The organism is Halorubrum sp. Ea8 (assembly GCF_002252925.1).
GTDB lineage: Archaea > Halobacteriota > Halobacteria > Halobacteriales > Haloferacaceae > Halorubrum.
The window spans coordinates 30086-48615 of the sequence record NZ_NHPF01000109.1; the positions used below are offsets into that span (position 1 = coordinate 30086).

An 18530-nucleotide genomic window follows, 5' to 3' on the forward strand; every position below is an offset into this window, starting at 1 on the left:
CCGGCCTCTAGGCATCCTGACGTTCCGAGGAGTCCCCCACCTGCTGCAATACAGAATCTCCGCCGGTGCATACGCAAGTTACGGAATTGGATTAGAACAGCACTGAACGAAAGTGTGACGATTACAGAACCATCACGGAACTTGCACCACTGAACGACGATCAATACGCAGTTCTCATTGACCGGCTGTTTCAGGCAATAATATGTTTGAAGAAGAGGATTTCAACAGAGGCATATCTCCCCACTCGTTAACCAACAGCTGTTTCAGACGGTAATGTGTCCGGAAAATAGGTATTCAATAGAACCACTGCGATGGCTTGCCGACGTCACCTTCATGTGGAGCACGCCTTTCGCATCGGTCTCAAGATTTCGACTGGGTCACCGCTCTGTGGACGGCGAGTAACGCGCTCCGAGACTGGAATCGTCCCGTCTGTGCGATGTATCCACACAACTCTTATAGTTACTTAAGGTAACCGTACGTCTTCAGCGGTATGGACGAGAGCACAGACCACACGAACAGAGACGACGGAACCGACGACTGTACGACGACGGCGTCGTTCGATGACCACGGCATCGACGACGGGTCGGAACTGATCCGGCGCACCTACTACCGGCTGGTCGCCGACGGCTGGGACAGCTTCGAGCCGACCGAGCGCTTCCTCGACCGCCTCGCGGACGCGTTCACGCGATCGTATCTCACCGCGGCCGACGCGTACGAGCTCCCGCCGCACGTCGCGGCCGCCGTCGACGACGCACGCGTTTGGGTCGGCGTTGAGTTCGCTGACGAACCCGACGCCGACCTGCGCGGGACGGTCCTCCCGGCGTTCTACCGGCACGCCGCCGGGTTCCACTGCGCGTATCGAGACTGAGTCGAGCGAGAACCGCTGGGGGCGCCGGGGTGCTCTGACGGTTGTGCAATTCGATAACAACACACGTTTTTGTTTGCGCCGGCCGACGGCACGATCATGTCTGATACGTTACCGACGGAGTCGTACGACGTGGTCGTCGTCGGCGGGGGGCCCGCCGGGCAGACCGCGGCGCTGTACAGCACTCGATTAGGCCACCGGACCGCCTTGGTCGACCGCGGCGGCGGCCGCGCGGCGATGATGCAGGAGGTCCACAACCTGATCGGCACGCGAGAGGAGACGAGCGGGAACGAGCTGCTCGGGGTCGGGAAAGAACAGCTGGAGGAGTACGGCTGCGCCCTCCACCGCGACGTGATCGCCTCGTGTAATCGCGCGGGCGACGACGACCGCATCGCGCTGGAAGGGAACAGCGCCGTGTACGAGGCCGACGCCGTCGTCCTCGCGACGGGTTTCAACGACGTGCGCCCCGATCCGCCGCTGCCGCGAACCGGTCGCGGGCTCCACTACTGCCTCCACTGCGACGCGCACATGTTCGTCGACAAGCCGGTGTACGTGATGGGACACGCCGAGAGCACCGCGCACGTGGCCGGTATCATGCTCAACTTCACGGACGACGTCGACATCCTGACGCGGGGCCACGAACCCGAGTGGAGCGACGACACCGCCGACATGCTCGAGAACCACCCGATCGACGTGGTGAGCGCGGACGTCTCCGGCGTCCAGAACGGCGAGGACGGCTGGCTGAAGGCGCTGGAGTTCGAGGACGGGACGACCCGCGAGTACAATGGCGGGTTCGCGATGTACGGCTCCGAGTACAACAACGGACTAGCCCGCGAGCTCGGCTGCGAGCTCAACGACGACGGGACCGTCGACGTCGACGATCACGGCGAGACGTCGGTCGACGGCGTGTACGCGGTCGGCGACGTGACGCCGGGGCACAACCAGCTCCCGATCGCCCTCGCCGACGGCGCGAAGGCCGGTATCTCGATCCACTTCGCGCTCCGGGAGTTCCCGCGGACGCCGGAAGCGCTTCGGGAGGCGGGTCCCGTCCGCGACGAGGAGGTCCCCGGCATCCCGGACGAACTGCTCGAACAGGCGGTCGACTTCCACACGTACGGCGGGGACTGACCGCACTTACTGCTCGTCGCGGTCGGAGCTCCCGCCTCCGGTTCCGGAGCCTCCGCCGTCGACCCGAACCGCGTACTCACCGATGAGCCGCGCGTACGCCTCGGCGTTCTGAGCGAGCGCGTCGACCGTTGTGTACTCGTCGACCGCGTGGGCGGTGTCGGTCCCGAAACCGAACTCCACGGTCGGAATCCCGTCGTGGCGCAGATCCTTCGCGTCACCGCCGCCGGTCGCGCTCCGGCGGTAGATCCGCCTCTCGATGACCGACTCCGCCGCGGCTGTACTCGCTTCGACCAGCGGCGAGTCGATCGGCTCGTAGCTCCCGCGGCTCCACGAGACGTCCGCGATCGATATCCCCTCGATCCCGCCGAGACAGCGCCGGATCGACCCGAGCGCGTCACGGGTCTCGACGGTCGCGGTCAGCCGCACGTCGACCTCCGCCCGCGCCGATGCCGGAACGGCGTTGACCGCGCTGCCGCCCTCGATCACGCCGAGGTTAATCGTCGGATACCGGAAGAGGTCGCGGACGGTCTCGGCATCGATTTCCCCCTCGTGGAAGCCGACCGACTCCTCGACGATCGGCGCCATCTCTGGGGCGACGGCCAGCTCTCGCGTCCCGAACTCTCGTTTGAGCCGGTCGATCGCGGCCGTCAGTCGGTCGATAGCGTTGATACCGAGCATCGGCCGCGAGCCGTGTGCGGCCCCGCCGGTCGCCTCTAACGTCAGCCAGATGGCGCCGCGGTCCGCGATCGACACCGCGCAGCGTCCGTTCCGTGAGGTGGTCTCGCCAATGACGCAGGCATCGGGCACGAACTCGATCGCCTCTCTGACGCTCGGGAGGCCGGCGTCGCCGCCGGTCTCCTCGTCGCTCACGAACGCGAACTGTAGGTCAACCGGCGGTGCTGCGTCGGACTCCGCGTACGCGAGCGCGACCTGGAGCATCGCGGCGACGGCCCCCTTCATGTCCGTCGCGCCGCGGCCGTAGAGCCGGTCGCCCTCGCGCTCGCCGAGCGGGTCGCGTGACCACTCGGTCCCGTCGAACGGGACCGTGTCGATGTGGTCGACGAAACACAGCGTCCGGTCGGAGGTGCCGGGCAGCGTCGCGACGAGGTTGGGCTTCTCCGGGTCGACTGCGATCCGCTCAACGTCGACGCCGGCCGCCTCCAGCCGCGACGCGATCCACGAGACCGACGCCGCGGTGTGGCCGGGCGGGTTGGCCGTGTCGTGGCTCAGGAGGGTCTCCGCGGTCGAAACGAGGTCTACCCGGTTATCGGCGAGGAATCGCTCGACTGGCTCCGGGAGCCTCGGCGGCGTCATCGGCTCACGGCACCTCCCCGTCCATCGACCCACGGTACCAGCGGCCCGTCTCGGCGCCGCACTCGACGCAGCGGGCGATCACGGCCTCGCGGCTCGACGCTTTGTCGTCCTCGCCCGCCTCCGTCACGCGGTCGAACTCGGTGTCCGCCTCGGCGTCGCAGTCGGGACAGTATCGGAGCCGCGGCATCTCGCCGTACTCTAGCGGGGCGCCGAGTGCGAGCGCGCGGACTGGTTCGTCGCCGCGGTTCCACCCCCGCTGGAACTCCTCGCGATCGAATCGCACGATCTCGTTTTTTCCCACCTCGACCGGTCCGTCGTCCGTTTCGAACGTGGCCGTGCCCGAGATAACGTAGAACGCCTCTTCTTGTACCTCGTGGCTGTGGTACGCGAACGCGAAGCTGTCGCCAGGTTCGAGCTCGTAGTAGTTGACCGCGAGGTCGGTGAGCCCCAGCGCCTCGGTGAGCGGTCGCATCACCGCGGCCGGCTGGAGCGAGTTCTCCACGTTGTCGACGCGGACGCGTTTCATACCCGTCTGTCCCGGGCCAATCGAATAAACAGCGCGGCGCTGTGCGGTGGCGGACCCAATCCGCGGACGACCGAATTATAGGAGGCGAACGCCAGTCACCGACGTGAACGTCCGACGAGTCCTTCCGCGGGACGCGATTCCGAGCGTCGACGAGCCTCGGTTCGGCGACTCGTACGACGGAGACGCCGACGACGCGGTCATCGCCGTGACCGACGCAGATCCGCCGCGAGCGTATCCGGTGCGGTACCTCCAGTTCCACGAGATTGTCAACGACGCCCTCGACAGGGCGTCCGGCAGCGTTCCGATCGCCGTGACGTGGTGTCCCCTCTGCGGGAGCGGGATCGTGTACGATCGGACTCACGCGGGGCGGACCCTCGAGTTCGGGGTGTCCGGGAAGCTCGCGGACGACGATCTCGTGATGTACGATCGAGAGACTGGAAGCGAGTGGAAGCAGTCCACCGGCGAGTGTATCGCCGGTGAGTTCGAGGGCGAATCGCTCTCCGTCCGGCTGGCGGCCATGCTTTCCGTCCGGGAATTCCGCGAGTCGTACCCGGACGGCGTCGTCCTCGATCCGCCGGGCGGAGAGAGCGAAGCCGCGAGCGACGACGACGAGCCCGCCCCGATCGACTACGCCGAGTCGCCGTACGAGGAGTACGCCTCGGGCGAGGGGTTCGGTCTCGCCGCGCACCGTGGCTTGGCCGATCGCAGGGAGTGGGACGGCCCGGCGGACATCGATCCGAAGGCGGTCGTGGTGGGCGTCGAATTCGACGGGGACGCGGTCGGCTTCCCGTTCTCCCGAGTGCGCGCGGCCGGCGGTGTCGTGCGAGCGACGATCGGCGACCGGGACGTCGTCGCCTTCACGACGGACGATGGTATCCACGCGTACGCGGACCCCGGCCACGAGTTCGAGTTGACCGACGACGGCGTCGTCGGAGATGGGACGACGTGGGAACCGACCACGGGCGCCGCGGCGGACGGTCGTCGGCTCGAACGACTACCCGCGCGACGGCTTTACGCGTTCACTTGGCTAGACGACCACGGCCCCGAGGCGTTTTATCGACCCGACTCGCTCGACTGAGTCGACACTCTTCACCGAGCCGACTCCCTCGGCCGGGCCGACCGCTCACCGCCGACGTCCCTCCGCGCCCACCCCCCCGTACTCGACGCCGGTGAGGTCGGCGACGTCGCGCTTCCACGTCGTCAGGTCGCGGCGCTCGAACTCGGTCAGCGCGTCGTGGCCGCAGGCACGGGCCATCACTTTCATCAGTTTGACCGTCGCGGCGAAGTAGTTCGCGAGCCCTTCCGCGGCCGAGTCGATCACGAGTCGGCTCCGGAGGCTCTCCTTCTGGCTCGCGATCCCGACCGGGCAGTTGTTCGAATCGCACGCGCGCATGCCGAGACAGCCGATCGCCTGCATCGCGGCGTTCGCGACAGCGACGCCGTCGGCGCCGAGCGCCAGCGCCTTGATGAAGTCCGACTCAGTGCGGAGCCCACCCGTCGCGATCAGCGTCACGTCGTCCGCGTCGCGCGCGTCGAGGAGTGGCGGCGCGCCCGCGGGATCGCCGCGACCGTCGGCACCGAGATGTTGTTCTTGAACACGTCCGGAGCGGCGCCCGTTCCGCCGCCGCGCCCGTCTAAGATTAGGTAGTCGGCCCCCGCTTCCAGCGCGAAGTCGATGTCGTCCTCGACGTGTTGCGCGGAGAGTTTGAATCCGACCGGGATCCCGTCGCCGACCTCGCGGACGCGGTCGGCCATCGCCGCGAAGTCGTCGGGCGTCTCCAAATCGTCGAACCGCGCGGGGCTGACCGCGTCGGTGCCCGGTTCGAGACCTCGGACCTCCGCGATCTTCCCTTGGACCTTCTCGCCCGGGAGGTGGCCGCCGGTACCGGTCTTCGCGCCCTGTCCGGCCTTGAAATGGAACGCCTGCACGTCCGCGACCTTCTCGATGTCCCAGCCGAACTTCCCCGTGGCGTACTCGTAGAAGTACCGCGAGTTGACCGCCTGCTCCTCGGGGAGCATGCCGCCCTCTCCCGAGCAGATCCCCGTCCCGGCGGCGTCCGCGCCCTTCGAGACGGCGACCTTCGCCTCCTCGCTCAGCGCGCCGAAGCTCATGTCGCTGACGAACACTGGAATCTCCAGTTCGAGCGGGTTCTCCGCGTTCGGACCGATCACCAACTCCGAGTCGACCGGGGCCTCGTCGTCGAGAGGGGTGCGGTCGAGCTGGGCGGTGAGGATCTGGAGGTCGTTCCAGCTCGGCAGTTCTGTCCGCGGGACTCCCATCGCAGAGACGCTCCCGTGCTCGCCGATCCCCTCCGGCCCCTCCCGGGCGAGCTTCTGGATGTAGTGCGTGTACGGTTCCGTCTCCGCCTTCGGCTCCCCGTAGAAATCGGGGTTCACTGCGGCGTCGACGTCGTCCGCCTCCTCTGTGCCGTCCGGCAGGTCGTACGGCTCCGGGTGGTCCTCCGCCCACTCGGCGACCGCCGCCGCGTCGACGAACACCGCCTCTTCGTCGTCGGCGTCGGCCTCAATCCACGCCGGGAACTTCTCCAACCGCTCGGAGTTGTCGTACTCGCTGACCCCGGTGTCGTACCGGTAGTCCCAGCCGTGGACGCCACAGATGAGGTCTTCGCCCTCCACGCGGCCGTCGCCGAGGAGTACACCGCGGTGGAGGCACCGGCCGTACAACACCGACACCTCGTCGTCGTACCGGACGACCACGAGGTCGACGCCGGCGGCTCGGGCGTGTGAGGGCTCTCGATCCGCGAGGTCGCTCCACGTCGCGACCCGTTTGGGGTCGCGTGCGCTCTCGGCGCTCATCGGGTCCGTCGCACCCCCACCGCGTCCGTTCTCTCGTCGTCGCACGTCCCGCGGTTCGCGTCGGCGATCACTGGGGCCATTGACGACCGTACGCACCGTCTCGCGGCGTATAACCCTCCGGTGAGCCGGAAGTAACCGCCCCTGTCGAGGGCCGATCTCGATGGGCGGGGACCGACTGACCTGTGACCACATCACATGGGCGTAACCCGGTCACGCGCCCCTCAGACAACGCTTATGTCCGGTGTCGCTTCGGGAGTGACATGGCAGCCGAGACCGAGGCGGCCGCGTTGCAGCCGCTCACGACCGCGGAGATGGAATCGACGATGGCCGGGATCAAGCGCATGCTCAAGATCGGCGCGGCGTTCGCCGTCGTGGGTTACCTCCTTGTCGGGTTCGCGCTCTTCCTCGAGATCACTGCGTTCCACCCGCTGTTGGAGGAGTACTTCGCGACCCACACGGGGTGGAGCCTCGCCGGTGGCGGCGCCGACAGAGCGGGAGAAACCGCGCTCAACTCGCAGCTCGCGGCGATCCACTCCTTCCCGTCCGTGCTGCTCTGGCTGAAGCTGGGCGGCGTCGCGCACGTCCTCGTCGGGATCTTCGTCGCCCTCGCGGCGATCGTCCGGACGCTGGCGCTGATGCCGCACCGCCTGGCGTACGAGATGGCGAACGAATAGGATCGTACCGCGTGTCGGGCGTCACGTCCTCGATAGCGGCACGGAAAACGCCTCTCCGAACGGATTCGTGTACCCGATCCCGAGGCGATCGTACGCGGTCGAGGGAATCGAGAGATCGACGAGCAGGAGGTCGCCGTCGACCGCCGCGACCCCCGTCTTCGGCAGAGCGAGCGTGGCCGTGAGATCCGGTTCGACCGCGACGCCCGGCCGCTCTCCCGTCGTCGCGTTCGTGCCGGAGGGGACGTCGAGCGACACGGTCGCTTCCGACGCGCTGCCAACGGCCTCGATCAGTTCTGCCGTGGCGCCGCGGGGCTGGCCCGTCAGTCCGTAGCCGATCAGCGCGTCGATGACGACACCCTCGAGCGCCGCGTCGATGTCGGGGCCGGAGTCGCCGTCGGCCCATTCGACCGGCACGTCCATCGCTTCCAGTATCGAGAGCTGTTCCGCGGTGACGCCGTCGACTTCGGCCCGGGCTCGGTCGAGAACGACTCGGACGGAGAGGTTCCGATTCGCAAGATGCCGAGCACACGCCAGCCCGCCGCCGCCGTTCCCGCCGTTGCCGGCGAGCACCGTGACGGGGAGTTCGCTCCGGTTGCTCGATCGGACCTCAAGAACGGCCTCAGCGAGCCCTCGACCGGCGTGTTCCATCATCCGGGGTAGATCGAGACCGACCTCTTCGACTGCAACGCGGTCGACCGCCCGCATCTCTGCGGCTGTGACCGCCGTCACGGGGCGACCGTCCGGATCGACGAACGTAGCCGTGTCCATGCGTAGCCGTTCGAAACGGGGATTAAAAAACGGTGGTCGTCCGCGAGGCCCACCCGGGAGTGTGTGTCCTGAACGCCGACTCGTCACGCGATGACGTGTCACCCGCGATCCGGGGCCTCCAGCGGCCGTGTATTGCGCCGGAGAGGGATTCCGGGAGGCCGACCCGGCCACGGTCTCAGACCCCGAATGTGGTCACGAGGACGACCCCGCCGACGACCCCGAAGACGATCCCGAGCCCGCGCTCCATGAGCCCGCTCGGGACGTACTTTCCGGCGCGGGCACCTATCGTCCCGCCGACAAGCACCCCTGGGATCGACCAGACCACCACGTACCAGACGGGCGTCGCGGCCAGCGCGTGGACGGCGGCCCCGGCGACCGCGGCGATCGCGAGCACGAACACCGACGTGGCGACGGCGACCCGCGGCGGCATCCGACACCGCGCCACGAGCTGGGTCGTCACGATCTCGGGGAGGCCGGCACTGATCAATCCCGTGATCGCTCCGCCGAGCGCCGCGAGCGCGACGCCCGGCGGGCGCCAGCAGGTCGGGTAGACGAACCGCTCGCCGCCGCTGGCGGTGACGACGGTGGTACCGCACTCCGCGTTCTTCTTTTCGAGGAACTCGCCCTCGCGCTCGCCGGGTTCGGTCTCTTCCGGGGAGTCGGAGTACAACAGGAACCCGCCGAGCACGAACAGCCCGACGCCGAACCCGCCGCGCAACAGCGTGTCGGGGACGTAATGTGCCGCGAACGAGCCGATCACGATCGCCGGCAGCGCGCCGACCAACAGCCACTTCGCGGTCGCGTAGTCGACGACGCCCTGCTTGACGTACGACCGGAGACCGTTCCCCATCCCGAACACTTCAGTCATCAGGCCCGCGCCGACCGCCTGCGCGGGACCGAGCCCGACGGCCAACAGGAAGAACGGGCTGAAAAAGAGCGCGCCCGAGACGCCGGCCGCGATGGCGACCATCGAGAACAGCACCGACGCGGGGAACACCCACCAGTGATCGAGGACTCGATCGACCGACACTACTGAGAGCAGCGGCAGCGGGTCGATCCCGGTCATCAGTGCGAGTGCGTCCGCCATCGATCACGCTGAGTGGTGCGCGCCGTGGCCGACCCACAGCAACAGCAGGTGCGTCGCGATCGCGAGCGGGAGCCAGCCGACCGGCAGTGCCGCCGCGACGGGATCGACCGCTCCGAAGACGTAGACCGCCGGGAACGCGATCGCCGTCCAGAACGCGGCGCGTCGAACGGCCGCTTCTATCCCGCGACCGACCGCCGAGCCGGCCGCCGCGGTACACCTGCGCACCGGGCGGTCGTCGCGCAGACATCCCGGGCGACGACCGTCCGCGTTCGTGTTCGTGCGCACGCCTTACACCCGGAGCAGCGCGATTCCCGCACCCAACACGACCCCGTAGACGACGTGGAAGAAGCCGAACGAAGCCATCGTCTTCGGGTCGGGTTCCATCGCGAGGACGATCCGCATCCAGAACATCATCCCGCCGACCATCAGGACGAGTCCGAAAGCGAGCCCCCAGAGTACGCTCCCGACGAGGACTCCCGCGCCGACATCCAGCACGAGGGCGGTCGCGCCCACCGCGAAGGCGGCCCCCGCGCCGACCCCGTACAGCATGTGGAGCAGCATGCCCTGTTTCATGTACGACTCGGGCCCCTCGTCGCCGACGTACTTCGCCCAGAGGGCGGCGGTCGGCGGCGGCGAGTCGTCTCCCATCGTCATCATGAACATCGTCATGACGACGGTCGCGATCAGTCCAGCGATCAGTCCGGTGAATACGCTTACCATGATGTGTGACACGCGCCGGCGAACCGACGCAGGTTACCTCTAGTAACCTAGACACGAGACTACCCAATAAAAGCGCGCGAACGGATCGGTAACCGGGTTACCGGCCGGTAATCGTCGTCGTCGGTAGTGCTCACAGATACGACTTCCCGTCCGGCAGTTCGCACTCGTCGCCGTGACACTGCGCGGCGTGTTCGACGGCCGTGAGGTCCGGCTCGTCGTCCGTCTCCCCACTTCGCCACGCGTACTGGACGGTGCGGTCGGGATCGACCACGAAGACCGCCGAGCGCGCGACCCCGCGGTGGTCGTCTATCTCGTCGGCGCGCACGCCGTACGCCTCGGCGACACGGCCGTCGCTGTTCGAGATCAGCGGGAAATCGATCCGGTGTTTCTCCGCGAACGCGCGGTGGCTGTAGACGCTGTCGGTCGAGATACCGAGGACGACGGTGTTCTCCAGCAGCGACAGCGCCTCACTGTCCCGCAGCGTACACATCTGTGTCGTACAGACCGGATGGAAGTCGAACGGATAAAACACCAATACGACCGCCCACCCGTTGTCGGTGTATTCGGCCAGGCTATGGGTGTCGATCCGTCCGCCGCCCGCACCCGGAAGTTCGAACGTCGGCGCCGTCTGTCCGGTTCGGAGCATACGTGTCAGTCGGCGTCGGGATGGCATGAGCCCCGGCCGATAGTGTGGTGTGATCGCACACGCCGTGGTCCGGGTCAGGTTGTCCGATCAAGTCGATGGGCTCGAGCCGCCCGCCAGACAGTGCTTCCGCCCCGCACACGTAGCAGCCGTCTACGACCATTCGCCGCTTCGCAGCGGTATGACGCTCGCGCTCTCGATCGAACTGACGGCGACGATCGCCGTCGTCGTCGCGGTCGCAGGCGCCGCCAATGGCGTCGCGGGATTCGACTTCGCCGCCGCCGGGAGCGACCGCTCGACCGTCGGCGGCCCCTCGGCAGCCGAACCGCTCGATCCGTCAGAGCCGTCGTCAATCGACCCAGATTCGGCGCCGGCGTCGGAGGATCCGAGACACCGCGAGACCGACGATATCCCGACCCCGAGGGCGCCGAGCAGGGTTTGTCTGTGAATCAGTGTCATACAATAAATCAGGGTCAACGGATGTAAACAGCGTTCAGATCGTGCGTCGAGAGCGCACGGACGGTTCGTCCGAACCGAGAAAGCGCTCGACCGTCGAGTGGTGATCAACCCGTCATCGACCGATGGCTGCCAACACTCGGTCCCGGATCGTCTGCCGGTCTGGAAGCGGCGGAAGCGTCGTCGAGAGCGCACCGACGAGTCCGCCCCAGAGGAGGTGACCGACGAACGAGGCCTGGCCGAGATTCGGGAGCGGCGTCGCGACTCCCACGGCGTTCAACCAGAGGCTCATGACCACTCCCGCCAAGACGAACCACAGGAAGAGCCCGTACGCGACCCCCGCGGCGACGCTGGCCCCGACGGACTCACCGAGCAGCCTGCCGGGTATCTCGGAGCGGACAACGGTGAACACGGTCGCGAACACGGCGCTGTGGAACAGGTGCGCGACCCACCCCACCGACGAGACGGACGCTCCGTACAGCGCGCCGATCACCGGCAGTGTTCCGGTCGTCGCCTGAAAGAACGCGCCCATCGCGACACCGGCCGCCAGCCCGATGCCGAGCGTCCGCCACAGCGTCCCGCTCGCGAGTCCCGGCGTGTCGCCCGCCGTGCCGGTTCGGTCGGTTCGCGGGAGCCGCACCCGGAGGGTAGCCGCCTCGCCGGTGTCGTCGACGCCGATATCCCCGCCGTATCTCGCGACGAGGAGCCGGACGACCGGGACGCCGTAGTCCACGTCGTTCCGCTCCTGTTCGGGGATTCCCTCGACGAGCACTTCCCGTTCCCGAGCGCTGAGCCACGCTCTGGGGGCCGTGACGGACAACTCGACGTACCGGTCCCCGACGTCGATCGCGAAGGGATCGGCGCCCGAGTCCGCCCAGTCGGGGAGCGCCGCGAGTTCGTCGAGCAGGCGGTCAACGTATCGGTCCGCTCTGATCGTCACCGACGGGACCGACACCGCCGACTCGTCGCGACCCGTGCGCTCAGCGTGTCTCCGGATCGCCTCGTCGAGCCGGACCGGCCCCAGCGCGCTGCCGCCGTCGACTGTGCCGACGGTGAGGAACCGCGTCTCGTCTACTGCCCGTTCGATCCGCGTGATCGCGTCGGTGATCGCCGTCTTGCTCCGGTCGGCGGTCTCTTCGCGCTCCTCGAACAGAATCTCCGAGTGGCCCCGGAGGATCGTGACGGAGTTCCGAACCTCGTGTCTGAGGATCCGATTGAGGAGCCGCGCCTGTTCGATTTGCCGGTCTACGGTGGCCTGCCGTCGGTCCGCCTCCGCGCCGCGGATCCCGACGAGCAATCCCGCGCCGCCGCCGACGATCCCGACGGCGGCAGCTGTCGCAGTGGCGTCCCCCGGTGACGCCGCGATCAGCAACGGTCCGAGCACGAGTCCGACCGCCGCGGCGCCGCCGAGGAACCAGCCGAGGACGGTCCGGGTGTACGTCCGGTCCCGGGCGCTGACCGCGAGGTTGATCCCGTACAGGACGACGCCGAATCCGACCGCTAACACCAGTACCGCGCTCACCTCCGTCGCGAATCTCCTCTCCGTCACCAACAGGTCGGCGACCGTCCCCCGCGTCAGCGCGAACGCGACGACCGCTATCGCGACGCCCTCGGATTTAAACGCGAGACTGTCGCTCGGAGACGGTCGGTCCATACGTTCGATTATTGACCGCCTGTAAAGAAGTGTACCGGTTGTGTGGCTCGACCGCGCTACCTCGTGAGGAGTCGCATCGATCAGCCGTCTGTCGACCACAGACGATTCATACGTGGAAAGACGCCGCGTAGCCGGGTTCCCCTACGACGCCGGTCCTACTCTGCCGCCGCCAACCGCTCGACGACGTCGTCGGTCTCGGCGGTCTCGTGGGCGATGAACCCGTCGTTCGTGAGCGCCGCCTGAAGCGCCTGTTCGCCGGCGGCCGCCGTGGCGTCGGTCACGGTCGGCACCTCGAAGCCGTTCTCGACGACGTCCCGCAGGTGCGACTCTACGCAGAGATTCGCACTCATCCCCACGAGCACGATCGTGTCGATACCGCGCTGACGGAGCTGGATCTGCGTGTCGTTGCTCCAGAACCCGGAGAGCTGCTCGTGCGGCGTGAGGACGAACGTGTTGTCGTCCGGTTCGAGCTCGGGAACGAAGTCGGCGGAGCTTGTCGACGACGGCGTTCTCCTCGACGGTCTCGCCGACCTTGTCCCACACCACGCTCTCGGGCTTCAGGAAGTCGATCTGCGGGTCGGTGATCAGGACGGCCGTGCTGTCGGCGTCCATTTCGAGTTCGCTCATAGTTACCTACAGTAACCTAATATGAATGGGTAATTGAAAAGTTCGCGCGAACGGACGGGTAACCGGGTTACCGGTCGGCGTGACAGGTATCATTTTCTCACCTACTTACTAAACGTACCTTTATTTTCGTGGCGATCGTGGATCCGGTATGAGTACCGATATCGAGCCGTTAGAGGTGTGGTGTGCGGGCAGCGACTGGTGTCCGATCACGACGACTGCGACGCTGATCGGTAAGAAGTGGCATCCGGTCGTTATTCACCGACTCTTGGAGAACGGGCCGCTGGGATTCAATGCACTCAAAGAGGAGGTCGACGGGATCTCAGGGAAGGTCCAGTCGGACGTCCTCGAAGACCTCGAAGAACACGGGTTCATCGACCGGACCGTCATCAGCGAGAAGCCGTTCCGCGTGGAGTACTCGCTGACCGACCGCGGGCGGTCGCTCGAACCCGTGATCATCGCCATGCGTGACTGGGGGCGAGAACACCTCACCGCTCCGGAGGACCAGTGAACGACTCGAGCGAGTCGGCGATGAACGTGATTTCAGTCCTCCCGAAGGACGCGATCCCGAGCATCGACGACCCGACCTTCGGTGACGACTACTTCGGCGACCCCGACGACGAGGTACTGATTGTAGAGCCCGGCGACGAGGCATCCCCAGCGCGCGCCTACCCGATCCGGATCCTCAACTACCACGAGGTCGTCAACGACGTAGTCCCGACTGCCGACGGCGGCGAGGACCCGATCGCGATCACGTGGTGTCCGATCTGCGGCAGCGCGGTCGTGTACGAGGTAACCGTCGGCGGCCGGGGGCTCACCTTCGGCGTCTCGGGGAAGTTGGCCGACGACGACCTCGTGTTGTACGACCGCGAGACCGACTCGGAGTGGAAGCAGTCTACCGGTGAGTGTATCGCGGGCGAACTCGCCGGCGAAGTGCTCCGCGTTCGACCCGGGCCGATGACCACCTACGCGGCCTTCCGCGAGGCGTATCCGGACGGGACCGTGCTCCAACCGGAGTCCGAGGGGTCGGCCGCGGCGAGCGGCTACGACCCCTCCGGATACGAGGCGTACGAAGAGCGCGAGGCGTTCGGCCTCCGCGGGATGCGGGGCGAGGGCCCGGAGCGCGAGTGGAACCGGGACGACCTCGATCCGAAAACGATCGTCCTCGGCGTGACGCCGGCCGACGGCGGCGCTTTAGGCTTCCCGCTGCCCGTCGTCGAGGCGGCCGGCGGCGTCGTGGCGGCAACGGTGGGTGAAACTGATGTTGTTGTCCTTGCGACCGACGACGGCCTCCACGCCTTCGAGCAGCCGGCATTCGAACTTCGAATTGAGGACGACTCGGTCAGAGGTGATGGCGCGACGTGGACACTCACAACGGGCGAAAGCAGTGACGGCCGCAGGCTCCGGCGTGTCGAAAGCCGCCGTCTCTACGCGTTTGCGTGGCAGGACGGCCACGGGCCTCGTTCGTTCCACTTTTTGTGAACGTATCACGGTGCGTTGTAATCGTCGGACTGTCGCAGACGTCACATTCATACGCCATATTTAATATCATTTTCTGCTGGAGGAATCAGAGGCACATGCTCTCCTCCTCTCCGTTATGATCAATAATCCGTCCTCGCTTGGTCATTGTCCTACCTGTAATCGTGAGATCTCACAGGCATGGAAACGTATTGAATACGAACGAGCAGACGGGAATATCGGTGTTTTTGCTGAGTGTCCAGCATGCGCTGAGGTTGTGAACTACCCTCCCCTACTCGCTCACGGCTGACGCCGTTCGTTCCTTGAGGGTAGGGCTTCCTGTTTCCACGACGCGCTCTGCAGATACAGACGTATCCACAGGGAGCGCAGTCTCCACAGGCGTTGATTCCGGCGGAAGGTCTTTTCCCGTGCCACGAGATCTCACCGGAGGAACTGGGAGAGAACGCGCTGCTCGACTCGCGCTACGTATTCAGCACGCCTCAAAGAACATTTCACTGATTGAGAATTTCAACACAGCAGTTGAATCCGGACTCGAATATTAGCGGCACAGTCTGTTCCTCGATTCGCGCACGGTCTCATTGGCGGTATAGCGAAACTAACGAACCGATTGCTATTAGCACCCCGACAACGATCAGCGCACCGCCCGCCTGCGTTGAATTGTTGATCATTGACCAGCCGACTGCCGCCGTCGCGGTCCCAGCTAGAAAGAGTAAGAACTTCCAGACAGCGTTTGGAATGAACTCTAGTAGTATGTCAATAGCAAACTCTAGAATTTCATCTATCATGACGTTTGGATGTCGACTTTCTCCCACGACGAAAGTCGTGGGCTTCCGCCTCGTACTTCTTTGACATCCTCTCCGCCCTGAAGGGCGAAGATTCCCACGGCCCCGCACCACTGGTTTGGGGTGTTTACGGTTTGTAGCTGTCCCGGTGACGGCTACTGGCTGTGCCAATCAGCCGTTACTCCTATCCCGGCATGGGATTCAGAGGTACTTCTTACTGTACCCGAACACTCCAACAGAAAGGGTGCTTTCTGTGTGTGGTCGGGAATCCCGATATTGTCCGATTAAGTGGGCGGATAGACCGCCTCGGATAACTATTGGTACGACAATCACTCAGTTAAAACACCCGACCAGAAGTTTGTGGTTGCTGTAGAGAATTGTCGGATTCATCCCCGCGCTGAAGCGCGAGGCTTTCTCCTTGATTCTCCGTAATTCCAGTGGATTGTCGACTGCGTCGGTGCGTATACGCACTGTGGCACTCACGGTAAGAATCCGAGGACGGTTAGTTGCCAGACGAATAGAATCGCTAGCCCCGCGAGCACTGTTTGGTGGATTCTCGCAGCTAGCGACCAGTGTGAGTGCCGCCAGCCTGAGACCGCTCCGGCGACAGTCCCGAGTGCGAACACCGCAACGACGTACGGGAGTGCGAGCACTGCTTGCAGCCAAGCCGGTACGATGAGGAGTGCGAACTGATCGAGGTTCATGAGTGTGAACACGAAGCTCCCGGCGAACACAAGCACTGTGACACAGAACCCGACGGCTGAGGCCCGGCCAAGCCACGCGGGGTTCCGCACCCGCTGTCCGAGGGCGATGCCCCTGCGTCCTTCTTTTGTTGCCTCGCCGGAGTTGGACGGCGACTGTGGAGTTGTCACTGCGATCCCTCCTTATTGCGGTCTGGTTGAGCCGTCTCGTCATCGGGTGTGGATCCGCCGTCGCTACCAGATCGGAAGCGACTGAGACGCCGCCAGCCGCTGATTCCCGCCCACCCGACGAGAGAAAGAGCGGATCCCCCGGCTGCGGCTCCGACAGCTCCGAGCGTGACCTTGCGCTGGTCAGGCATCGTGACCGGGAGGAAGGTAGTCGACGGTTGACTGTTAAGGTGCAGTTGCGTGACACGCCCGTCCGCAACATCGACCGCTAGGACATCGTCCCCATTACGTTCGCGATAGACGTACGGCTCGGTTTCGACCCACTCGACGGCGTCGCCTCCCATGGTCTGTGTGACGAGACCACCATCATCAGTTGCGTCGACAGATAGTCGGCTTAACAGCCCAATCACTTGACGCCAGTCGTCTTCAAAAGCGGTAGCCGTAGACTTGTATTCACCCGCTACCGCCTCAGCGCGCTCGCGGCTCGTTCGCGCCGTGGTTGGATCAGGTGTTGGGGTTTCAGGGAACAAGCCGTATTCGGTCAGGATCTCGGCGGCGGGAGTGACTGGGTCTCCGAGACCGTTGAACCCGATGAACACTCCGACGTCGTGGTCTGGGAGCAGCCCCAGCCAAGCAGTGTAGTAGACGGTCCCGCCCGAATGACCGATGTACGATCCACTGGGAGGGCCGTACTCGAAGAACCCGTATCGCAGTCCGTTGACCGCCGGGTGACGTCCGTATTGTCGGCTGTGCATCGTTGCCATCGTCTCGCTGTTCAGTATCGCGTCGGTCCCGTACCCGAGATGCGCTTGCATGAACGCTGCCATATCGAGTGCCGTCGCACTCATCGACCCGGCCGGCCCCCAGTTGATGTACAACGGATCCGCCCGAGTAATTTCGTCGCCACTCGAATCGTGTGGGGCAGCCAGGTCGCCGGGGTGGTCAGCGGGAACCGGCTGTGTAAACGTGCTGTGGTTCATCTCGAGTGGACCACAGATGTTTGATTGGACGTACTCCTCGAAGGTCGTATCATATGCTTCAGCGACGATGTGACCGGCCAGCGTCGCGCCCCAGTTGGAGTACGCGACAGCTTCGCTTGGCGGGCGGATCCGGTCCGGTTGGTCCTCGACAAGCGCCGTTTCCAGACTGGTGAGTGCGTTCGAGTTCGTAACGAGTCCAGGATTTGGAACGACGCTGAACCCGGCAGTGTGGGTTCCGAGATGACGGAGCGTCACCGGGTCGGAATACGTGTCCGGGATAGTGACAGCGGAGTCCTCAAGATACCTGTTAACATCGGCATCCAAATCGAGGACGCCATCCTGTACGCCCTGCATTACTGCCGTCCACGTCACGAGTTTCGAGACCGATCCGATACGGGTGGCTGTCTCTTTTTTATCCATACGCCTCCCCGTTTCGACATCGGCGTGGCCGTATCCTTTTGCGAGTGCGATATCGTCGCCGTTGACAATCGCAACTGTCGCCCCGGGAGCAGCGTCGCCGAGCTGCGACGCCAGCGTCTCTTCGACAACCGACTCAAGATCGCTCATCTCGGGGGACACCGTCTCAGGAACCGTACCTGCCTCCACCGTGCGTGAACTGGCTTTCGCGCGGTCAGCAGTCGATCCGACGCCCGTCAGCGCCAGTCCGCCGACACCCGTTAGGAAGGTTCGTCTGCTGGTGTTGATCATCTCAAACGGAAGTCCCAGCGGTAAAGACAAATAAATAACACCAGTGTTTTAGAGCCTGAAACAGCGGTTCACCGATATACAGACGCGTCAGCCAACCCGCTGACCGCCTCGGTTCCGGGAGCCAGCGCGCGAGCGGGACGGTCAAATCGCCGTCGACAAGGCTCTCAGTCCCGCCCCGGCGCGTTTTATGTCGTAGAAACGGGAAGCCTCGGGGCTTGACCCCGAGGCGATTCACCCCGCCCGTCTCGGTGATCGCTCGACGAGTGGGGTGACAATTCTCGCTGGGAGTAGTAACCGTACGGATAAGAGCAAATCGCGACCACGACCGCATCTTCCGGTTTCTCGGCCTGTAACACGTACTCAGTGTATATGTGGCGCGGAAAACAGGATACGCGTATGCGAGTATGCCAGTCGATCGGTGGCGCCGATACGTGCA

Annotated in this window: 20 protein-coding genes and 1 pseudogene; 8 read left to right on the forward strand and 13 right to left on the reverse strand. The window is 65.3% G+C overall.

The window, feature by feature from the left end; translation table 11 throughout:
* The first annotated feature begins 490 nt into the window (after positions 1–490).
* A complete protein-coding gene (locus DJ74_RS13200) occupies positions 491–868 on the forward strand; it encodes a hypothetical protein (RefSeq protein WP_094527531.1) in 378 nt (125 codons plus the stop codon).
* 96 nt (positions 869–964) lie between these two features.
* Positions 965–1993, forward strand: a complete 1029-nt coding sequence (locus tag DJ74_RS13205; protein WP_094527532.1) for an NAD(P)/FAD-dependent oxidoreductase — start codon at positions 965–967, stop codon at positions 1991–1993.
* Between the two features lie 6 nt (positions 1994–1999).
* Here DJ74_RS13205 and DJ74_RS13210 read toward each other — a convergent pair whose 3' ends face one another.
* Both DJ74_RS13210 and DJ74_RS13215 read right to left on the reverse strand, forming a co-directional pair.
* Positions 2000–3307, reverse strand: coding sequence for a M20 family metallopeptidase (locus DJ74_RS13210; RefSeq protein ID WP_094527533.1), 1308 nt, complete (start codon positions 3305–3307; stop codon positions 2000–2002).
* Between the two features lie 4 nt (positions 3308–3311).
* Complete coding sequence (locus DJ74_RS13215) at positions 3312–3833, reverse strand: cupin domain-containing protein (protein ID WP_094527534.1); 522 nt, start codon at positions 3831–3833, stop codon at positions 3312–3314.
* Positions 3834–3936: 103 nt separating this feature from the next.
* On the opposite strand from DJ74_RS13215, the gene DJ74_RS13220 reads away from it, so the two are divergent.
* On the forward strand, positions 3937–4911 hold the full coding sequence (locus tag DJ74_RS13220; RefSeq protein ID WP_094527535.1) for a DUF3179 domain-containing protein: 975 nt from the start codon (positions 3937–3939) through the stop codon (positions 4909–4911).
* A 45-nt stretch (positions 4912–4956) separates the two neighbouring features.
* Here the strand turns inward: DJ74_RS13220 and DJ74_RS19430 are convergent, their stop codons facing one another.
* Both DJ74_RS19430 and DJ74_RS13225 read right to left on the reverse strand, forming a co-directional pair.
* Positions 4957–5346 carry a glutamate synthase-related protein gene (locus DJ74_RS19430; protein WP_212589816.1) on the reverse strand — a complete coding sequence of 130 codons (390 nt, stop codon included), beginning with the start codon at positions 5344–5346 and terminating at the stop codon, positions 4957–4959.
* Positions 5343–6650 carry a glutamate synthase-related protein gene (locus DJ74_RS13225; RefSeq protein ID WP_217900329.1) on the reverse strand — a complete coding sequence of 436 codons (1308 nt, stop codon included), beginning with the start codon at positions 6648–6650 and terminating at the stop codon, positions 5343–5345. Before DJ74_RS13225 ends, DJ74_RS19430 begins: the two co-directional genes overlap by 4 nt.
* Before the next feature lie 260 nt (positions 6651–6910).
* Between DJ74_RS13225 and DJ74_RS13230 the strand changes: the two genes are divergently transcribed.
* Complete coding sequence (locus tag DJ74_RS13230) at positions 6911–7324, forward strand: hypothetical protein (RefSeq protein ID WP_094527536.1); 414 nt, start codon at positions 6911–6913, stop codon at positions 7322–7324.
* A 21-nt stretch (positions 7325–7345) separates the two neighbouring features.
* Here DJ74_RS13230 and DJ74_RS13235 read toward each other — a convergent pair whose 3' ends face one another.
* The 5 genes from DJ74_RS13235 to DJ74_RS13255 all read right to left on the reverse strand — a co-directional run bounded on the left by DJ74_RS13235 (position 7346) and on the right by DJ74_RS13255 (position 10545).
* Entirely contained in the window at positions 7346–8092 is a 747-nt protein-coding gene (locus DJ74_RS13235; RefSeq protein ID WP_094527537.1) for an NAD(P)H-hydrate epimerase, read from the reverse strand.
* Positions 8093–8267: 175 nt separating this feature from the next.
* Complete coding sequence (locus tag DJ74_RS13240) at positions 8268–9158, reverse strand: sulfite exporter TauE/SafE family protein (protein ID WP_217900332.1); 891 nt, start codon at positions 9156–9158, stop codon at positions 8268–8270.
* A gap of 24 nt (positions 9159–9182) precedes the next feature.
* On the reverse strand, positions 9183–9404 hold the full coding sequence (locus DJ74_RS13245) for a hypothetical protein (protein ID WP_141212019.1): 222 nt from the start codon (positions 9402–9404) through the stop codon (positions 9183–9185).
* A gap of 63 nt (positions 9405–9467) precedes the next feature.
* Positions 9468–9899, reverse strand: coding sequence for a hypothetical protein (locus DJ74_RS13250; protein ID WP_094527539.1), 432 nt, complete (start codon positions 9897–9899; stop codon positions 9468–9470).
* Between the two features lie 130 nt (positions 9900–10029).
* Positions 10030–10545: a redoxin domain-containing protein gene (locus DJ74_RS13255; RefSeq protein ID WP_094527540.1), complete on the reverse strand. Its 516-nt coding sequence runs from the start codon at positions 10543–10545 to the stop codon at positions 10030–10032.
* Positions 10546–10723: 178 nt separating this feature from the next.
* Here DJ74_RS13255 and DJ74_RS19670 point away from each other — a divergent pair, with 178 nt between their 5' ends.
* A complete protein-coding gene (locus DJ74_RS19670; protein WP_094527541.1) occupies positions 10724–10990 on the forward strand; it encodes a hypothetical protein in 267 nt (88 codons plus the stop codon).
* Between the two features lie 123 nt (positions 10991–11113).
* On the opposite strand, the gene DJ74_RS13265 is transcribed toward DJ74_RS19670, so the two are convergent.
* Together DJ74_RS13265 and DJ74_RS13270 are read right to left on the reverse strand one after the other, a co-directional pair.
* A complete protein-coding gene (locus tag DJ74_RS13265; RefSeq protein WP_094527542.1) occupies positions 11114–12652 on the reverse strand; it encodes a histidine kinase in 1539 nt (512 codons plus the stop codon).
* A gap of 155 nt (positions 12653–12807) precedes the next feature.
* Positions 12808–13128: pseudogene (locus DJ74_RS13270) on the reverse strand (cysteine hydrolase family protein); the annotation flags it as partial.
* Between DJ74_RS13270 and DJ74_RS19675 the strand changes: the two are divergent.
* From DJ74_RS19675 to DJ74_RS13280, 3 genes are all read left to right on the forward strand, one after another.
* On the forward strand, positions 13052–13294 hold the full coding sequence (locus DJ74_RS19675) for a hypothetical protein (RefSeq protein ID WP_254922173.1): 243 nt from the start codon (positions 13052–13054) through the stop codon (positions 13292–13294). The pseudogene DJ74_RS13270 and the gene DJ74_RS19675 overlap by 77 nt on opposite strands.
* 133 nt (positions 13295–13427) lie before the next feature.
* Complete coding sequence (locus tag DJ74_RS13275) at positions 13428–13787, forward strand: helix-turn-helix domain-containing protein (protein ID WP_094524500.1); 360 nt, start codon at positions 13428–13430, stop codon at positions 13785–13787.
* The gene (locus tag DJ74_RS13280; protein WP_321166857.1) at positions 13784–14758 is read left to right on the forward strand and encodes a DUF3179 domain-containing protein; all 975 of its coding nucleotides are present in this window, start codon (positions 13784–13786) and stop codon (positions 14756–14758) included. Before DJ74_RS13275 ends, DJ74_RS13280 begins: the two co-directional genes overlap by 4 nt.
* Positions 14759–16016: 1258 nt before the next feature.
* On the opposite strand, the gene DJ74_RS18805 is transcribed toward DJ74_RS13280, so the two are convergent.
* Positions 16017–16409 (reverse strand): hypothetical protein, encoded by a 393-nt coding sequence (locus DJ74_RS18805; protein ID WP_094557152.1) that lies wholly within the window; start codon positions 16407–16409, stop codon positions 16017–16019.
* Entirely contained in the window at positions 16406–18094 is a 1689-nt protein-coding gene (locus DJ74_RS13285; protein WP_254921961.1) for a serine hydrolase, read from the reverse strand. Before DJ74_RS13285 ends, DJ74_RS18805 begins: the two co-directional genes overlap by 4 nt.
* Between the last annotated feature and the right edge of the window lie 436 nt (positions 18095–18530).

What these genes read in the sequence shown, in the direction of transcription:
- DJ74_RS13200 (WP_094527531.1), top strand. Translation starts at nt 491, where the DNA reads ATGGACGAGAGCACAGACCACACGAACAGAGACGACGGAACCGACGAC.
- DJ74_RS13205 (WP_094527532.1), top strand. Translation starts at nt 965, where the DNA reads ATGTCTGATACGTTACCGACGGAGTCGTACGACGTGGTCGTCGTCGGC.
- DJ74_RS13210 (WP_094527533.1), bottom strand. Translation starts at nt 3,307, where the DNA reads ATGACGCCGCCGAGGCTCCCGGAGCCAGTCGAGCGATTCCTCGCCGAT.
- DJ74_RS13215 (WP_094527534.1), bottom strand. Translation starts at nt 3,833, where the DNA reads ATGAAACGCGTCCGCGTCGACAACGTGGAGAACTCGCTCCAGCCGGCC.
- DJ74_RS13225 (WP_217900329.1), bottom strand. Translation starts at nt 6,650, where the DNA reads ATGAGCGCCGAGAGCGCACGCGACCCCAAACGGGTCGCGACGTGGAGC.
- DJ74_RS13230 (WP_094527536.1), top strand. Translation starts at nt 6,911, where the DNA reads ATGGCAGCCGAGACCGAGGCGGCCGCGTTGCAGCCGCTCACGACCGCG.
- DJ74_RS13235 (WP_094527537.1), bottom strand. Translation starts at nt 8,092, where the DNA reads ATGGACACGGCTACGTTCGTCGATCCGGACGGTCGCCCCGTGACGGCG.
- DJ74_RS13240 (WP_217900332.1), bottom strand. Translation starts at nt 9,158, where the DNA reads ATGACCGGGATCGACCCGCTGCCGCTGCTCTCAGTAGTGTCGGTCGAT.
- DJ74_RS13250 (WP_094527539.1), bottom strand. Translation starts at nt 9,899, where the DNA reads ATGGTAAGCGTATTCACCGGACTGATCGCTGGACTGATCGCGACCGTC.
- DJ74_RS13255 (WP_094527540.1), bottom strand. Translation starts at nt 10,545, where the DNA reads ATGCTCCGAACCGGACAGACGGCGCCGACGTTCGAACTTCCGGGTGCG.
- DJ74_RS19670 (WP_094527541.1), top strand. Translation starts at nt 10,724, where the DNA reads ATGACGCTCGCGCTCTCGATCGAACTGACGGCGACGATCGCCGTCGTC.
- DJ74_RS13265 (WP_094527542.1), bottom strand. Translation starts at nt 12,652, where the DNA reads ATGGACCGACCGTCTCCGAGCGACAGTCTCGCGTTTAAATCCGAGGGC.
- DJ74_RS13275 (WP_094524500.1), top strand. Translation starts at nt 13,428, where the DNA reads ATGAGTACCGATATCGAGCCGTTAGAGGTGTGGTGTGCGGGCAGCGAC.
- DJ74_RS13285 (WP_254921961.1), bottom strand. Translation starts at nt 18,094, where the DNA reads ATGATCAACACCAGCAGACGAACCTTCCTAACGGGTGTCGGCGGACTG.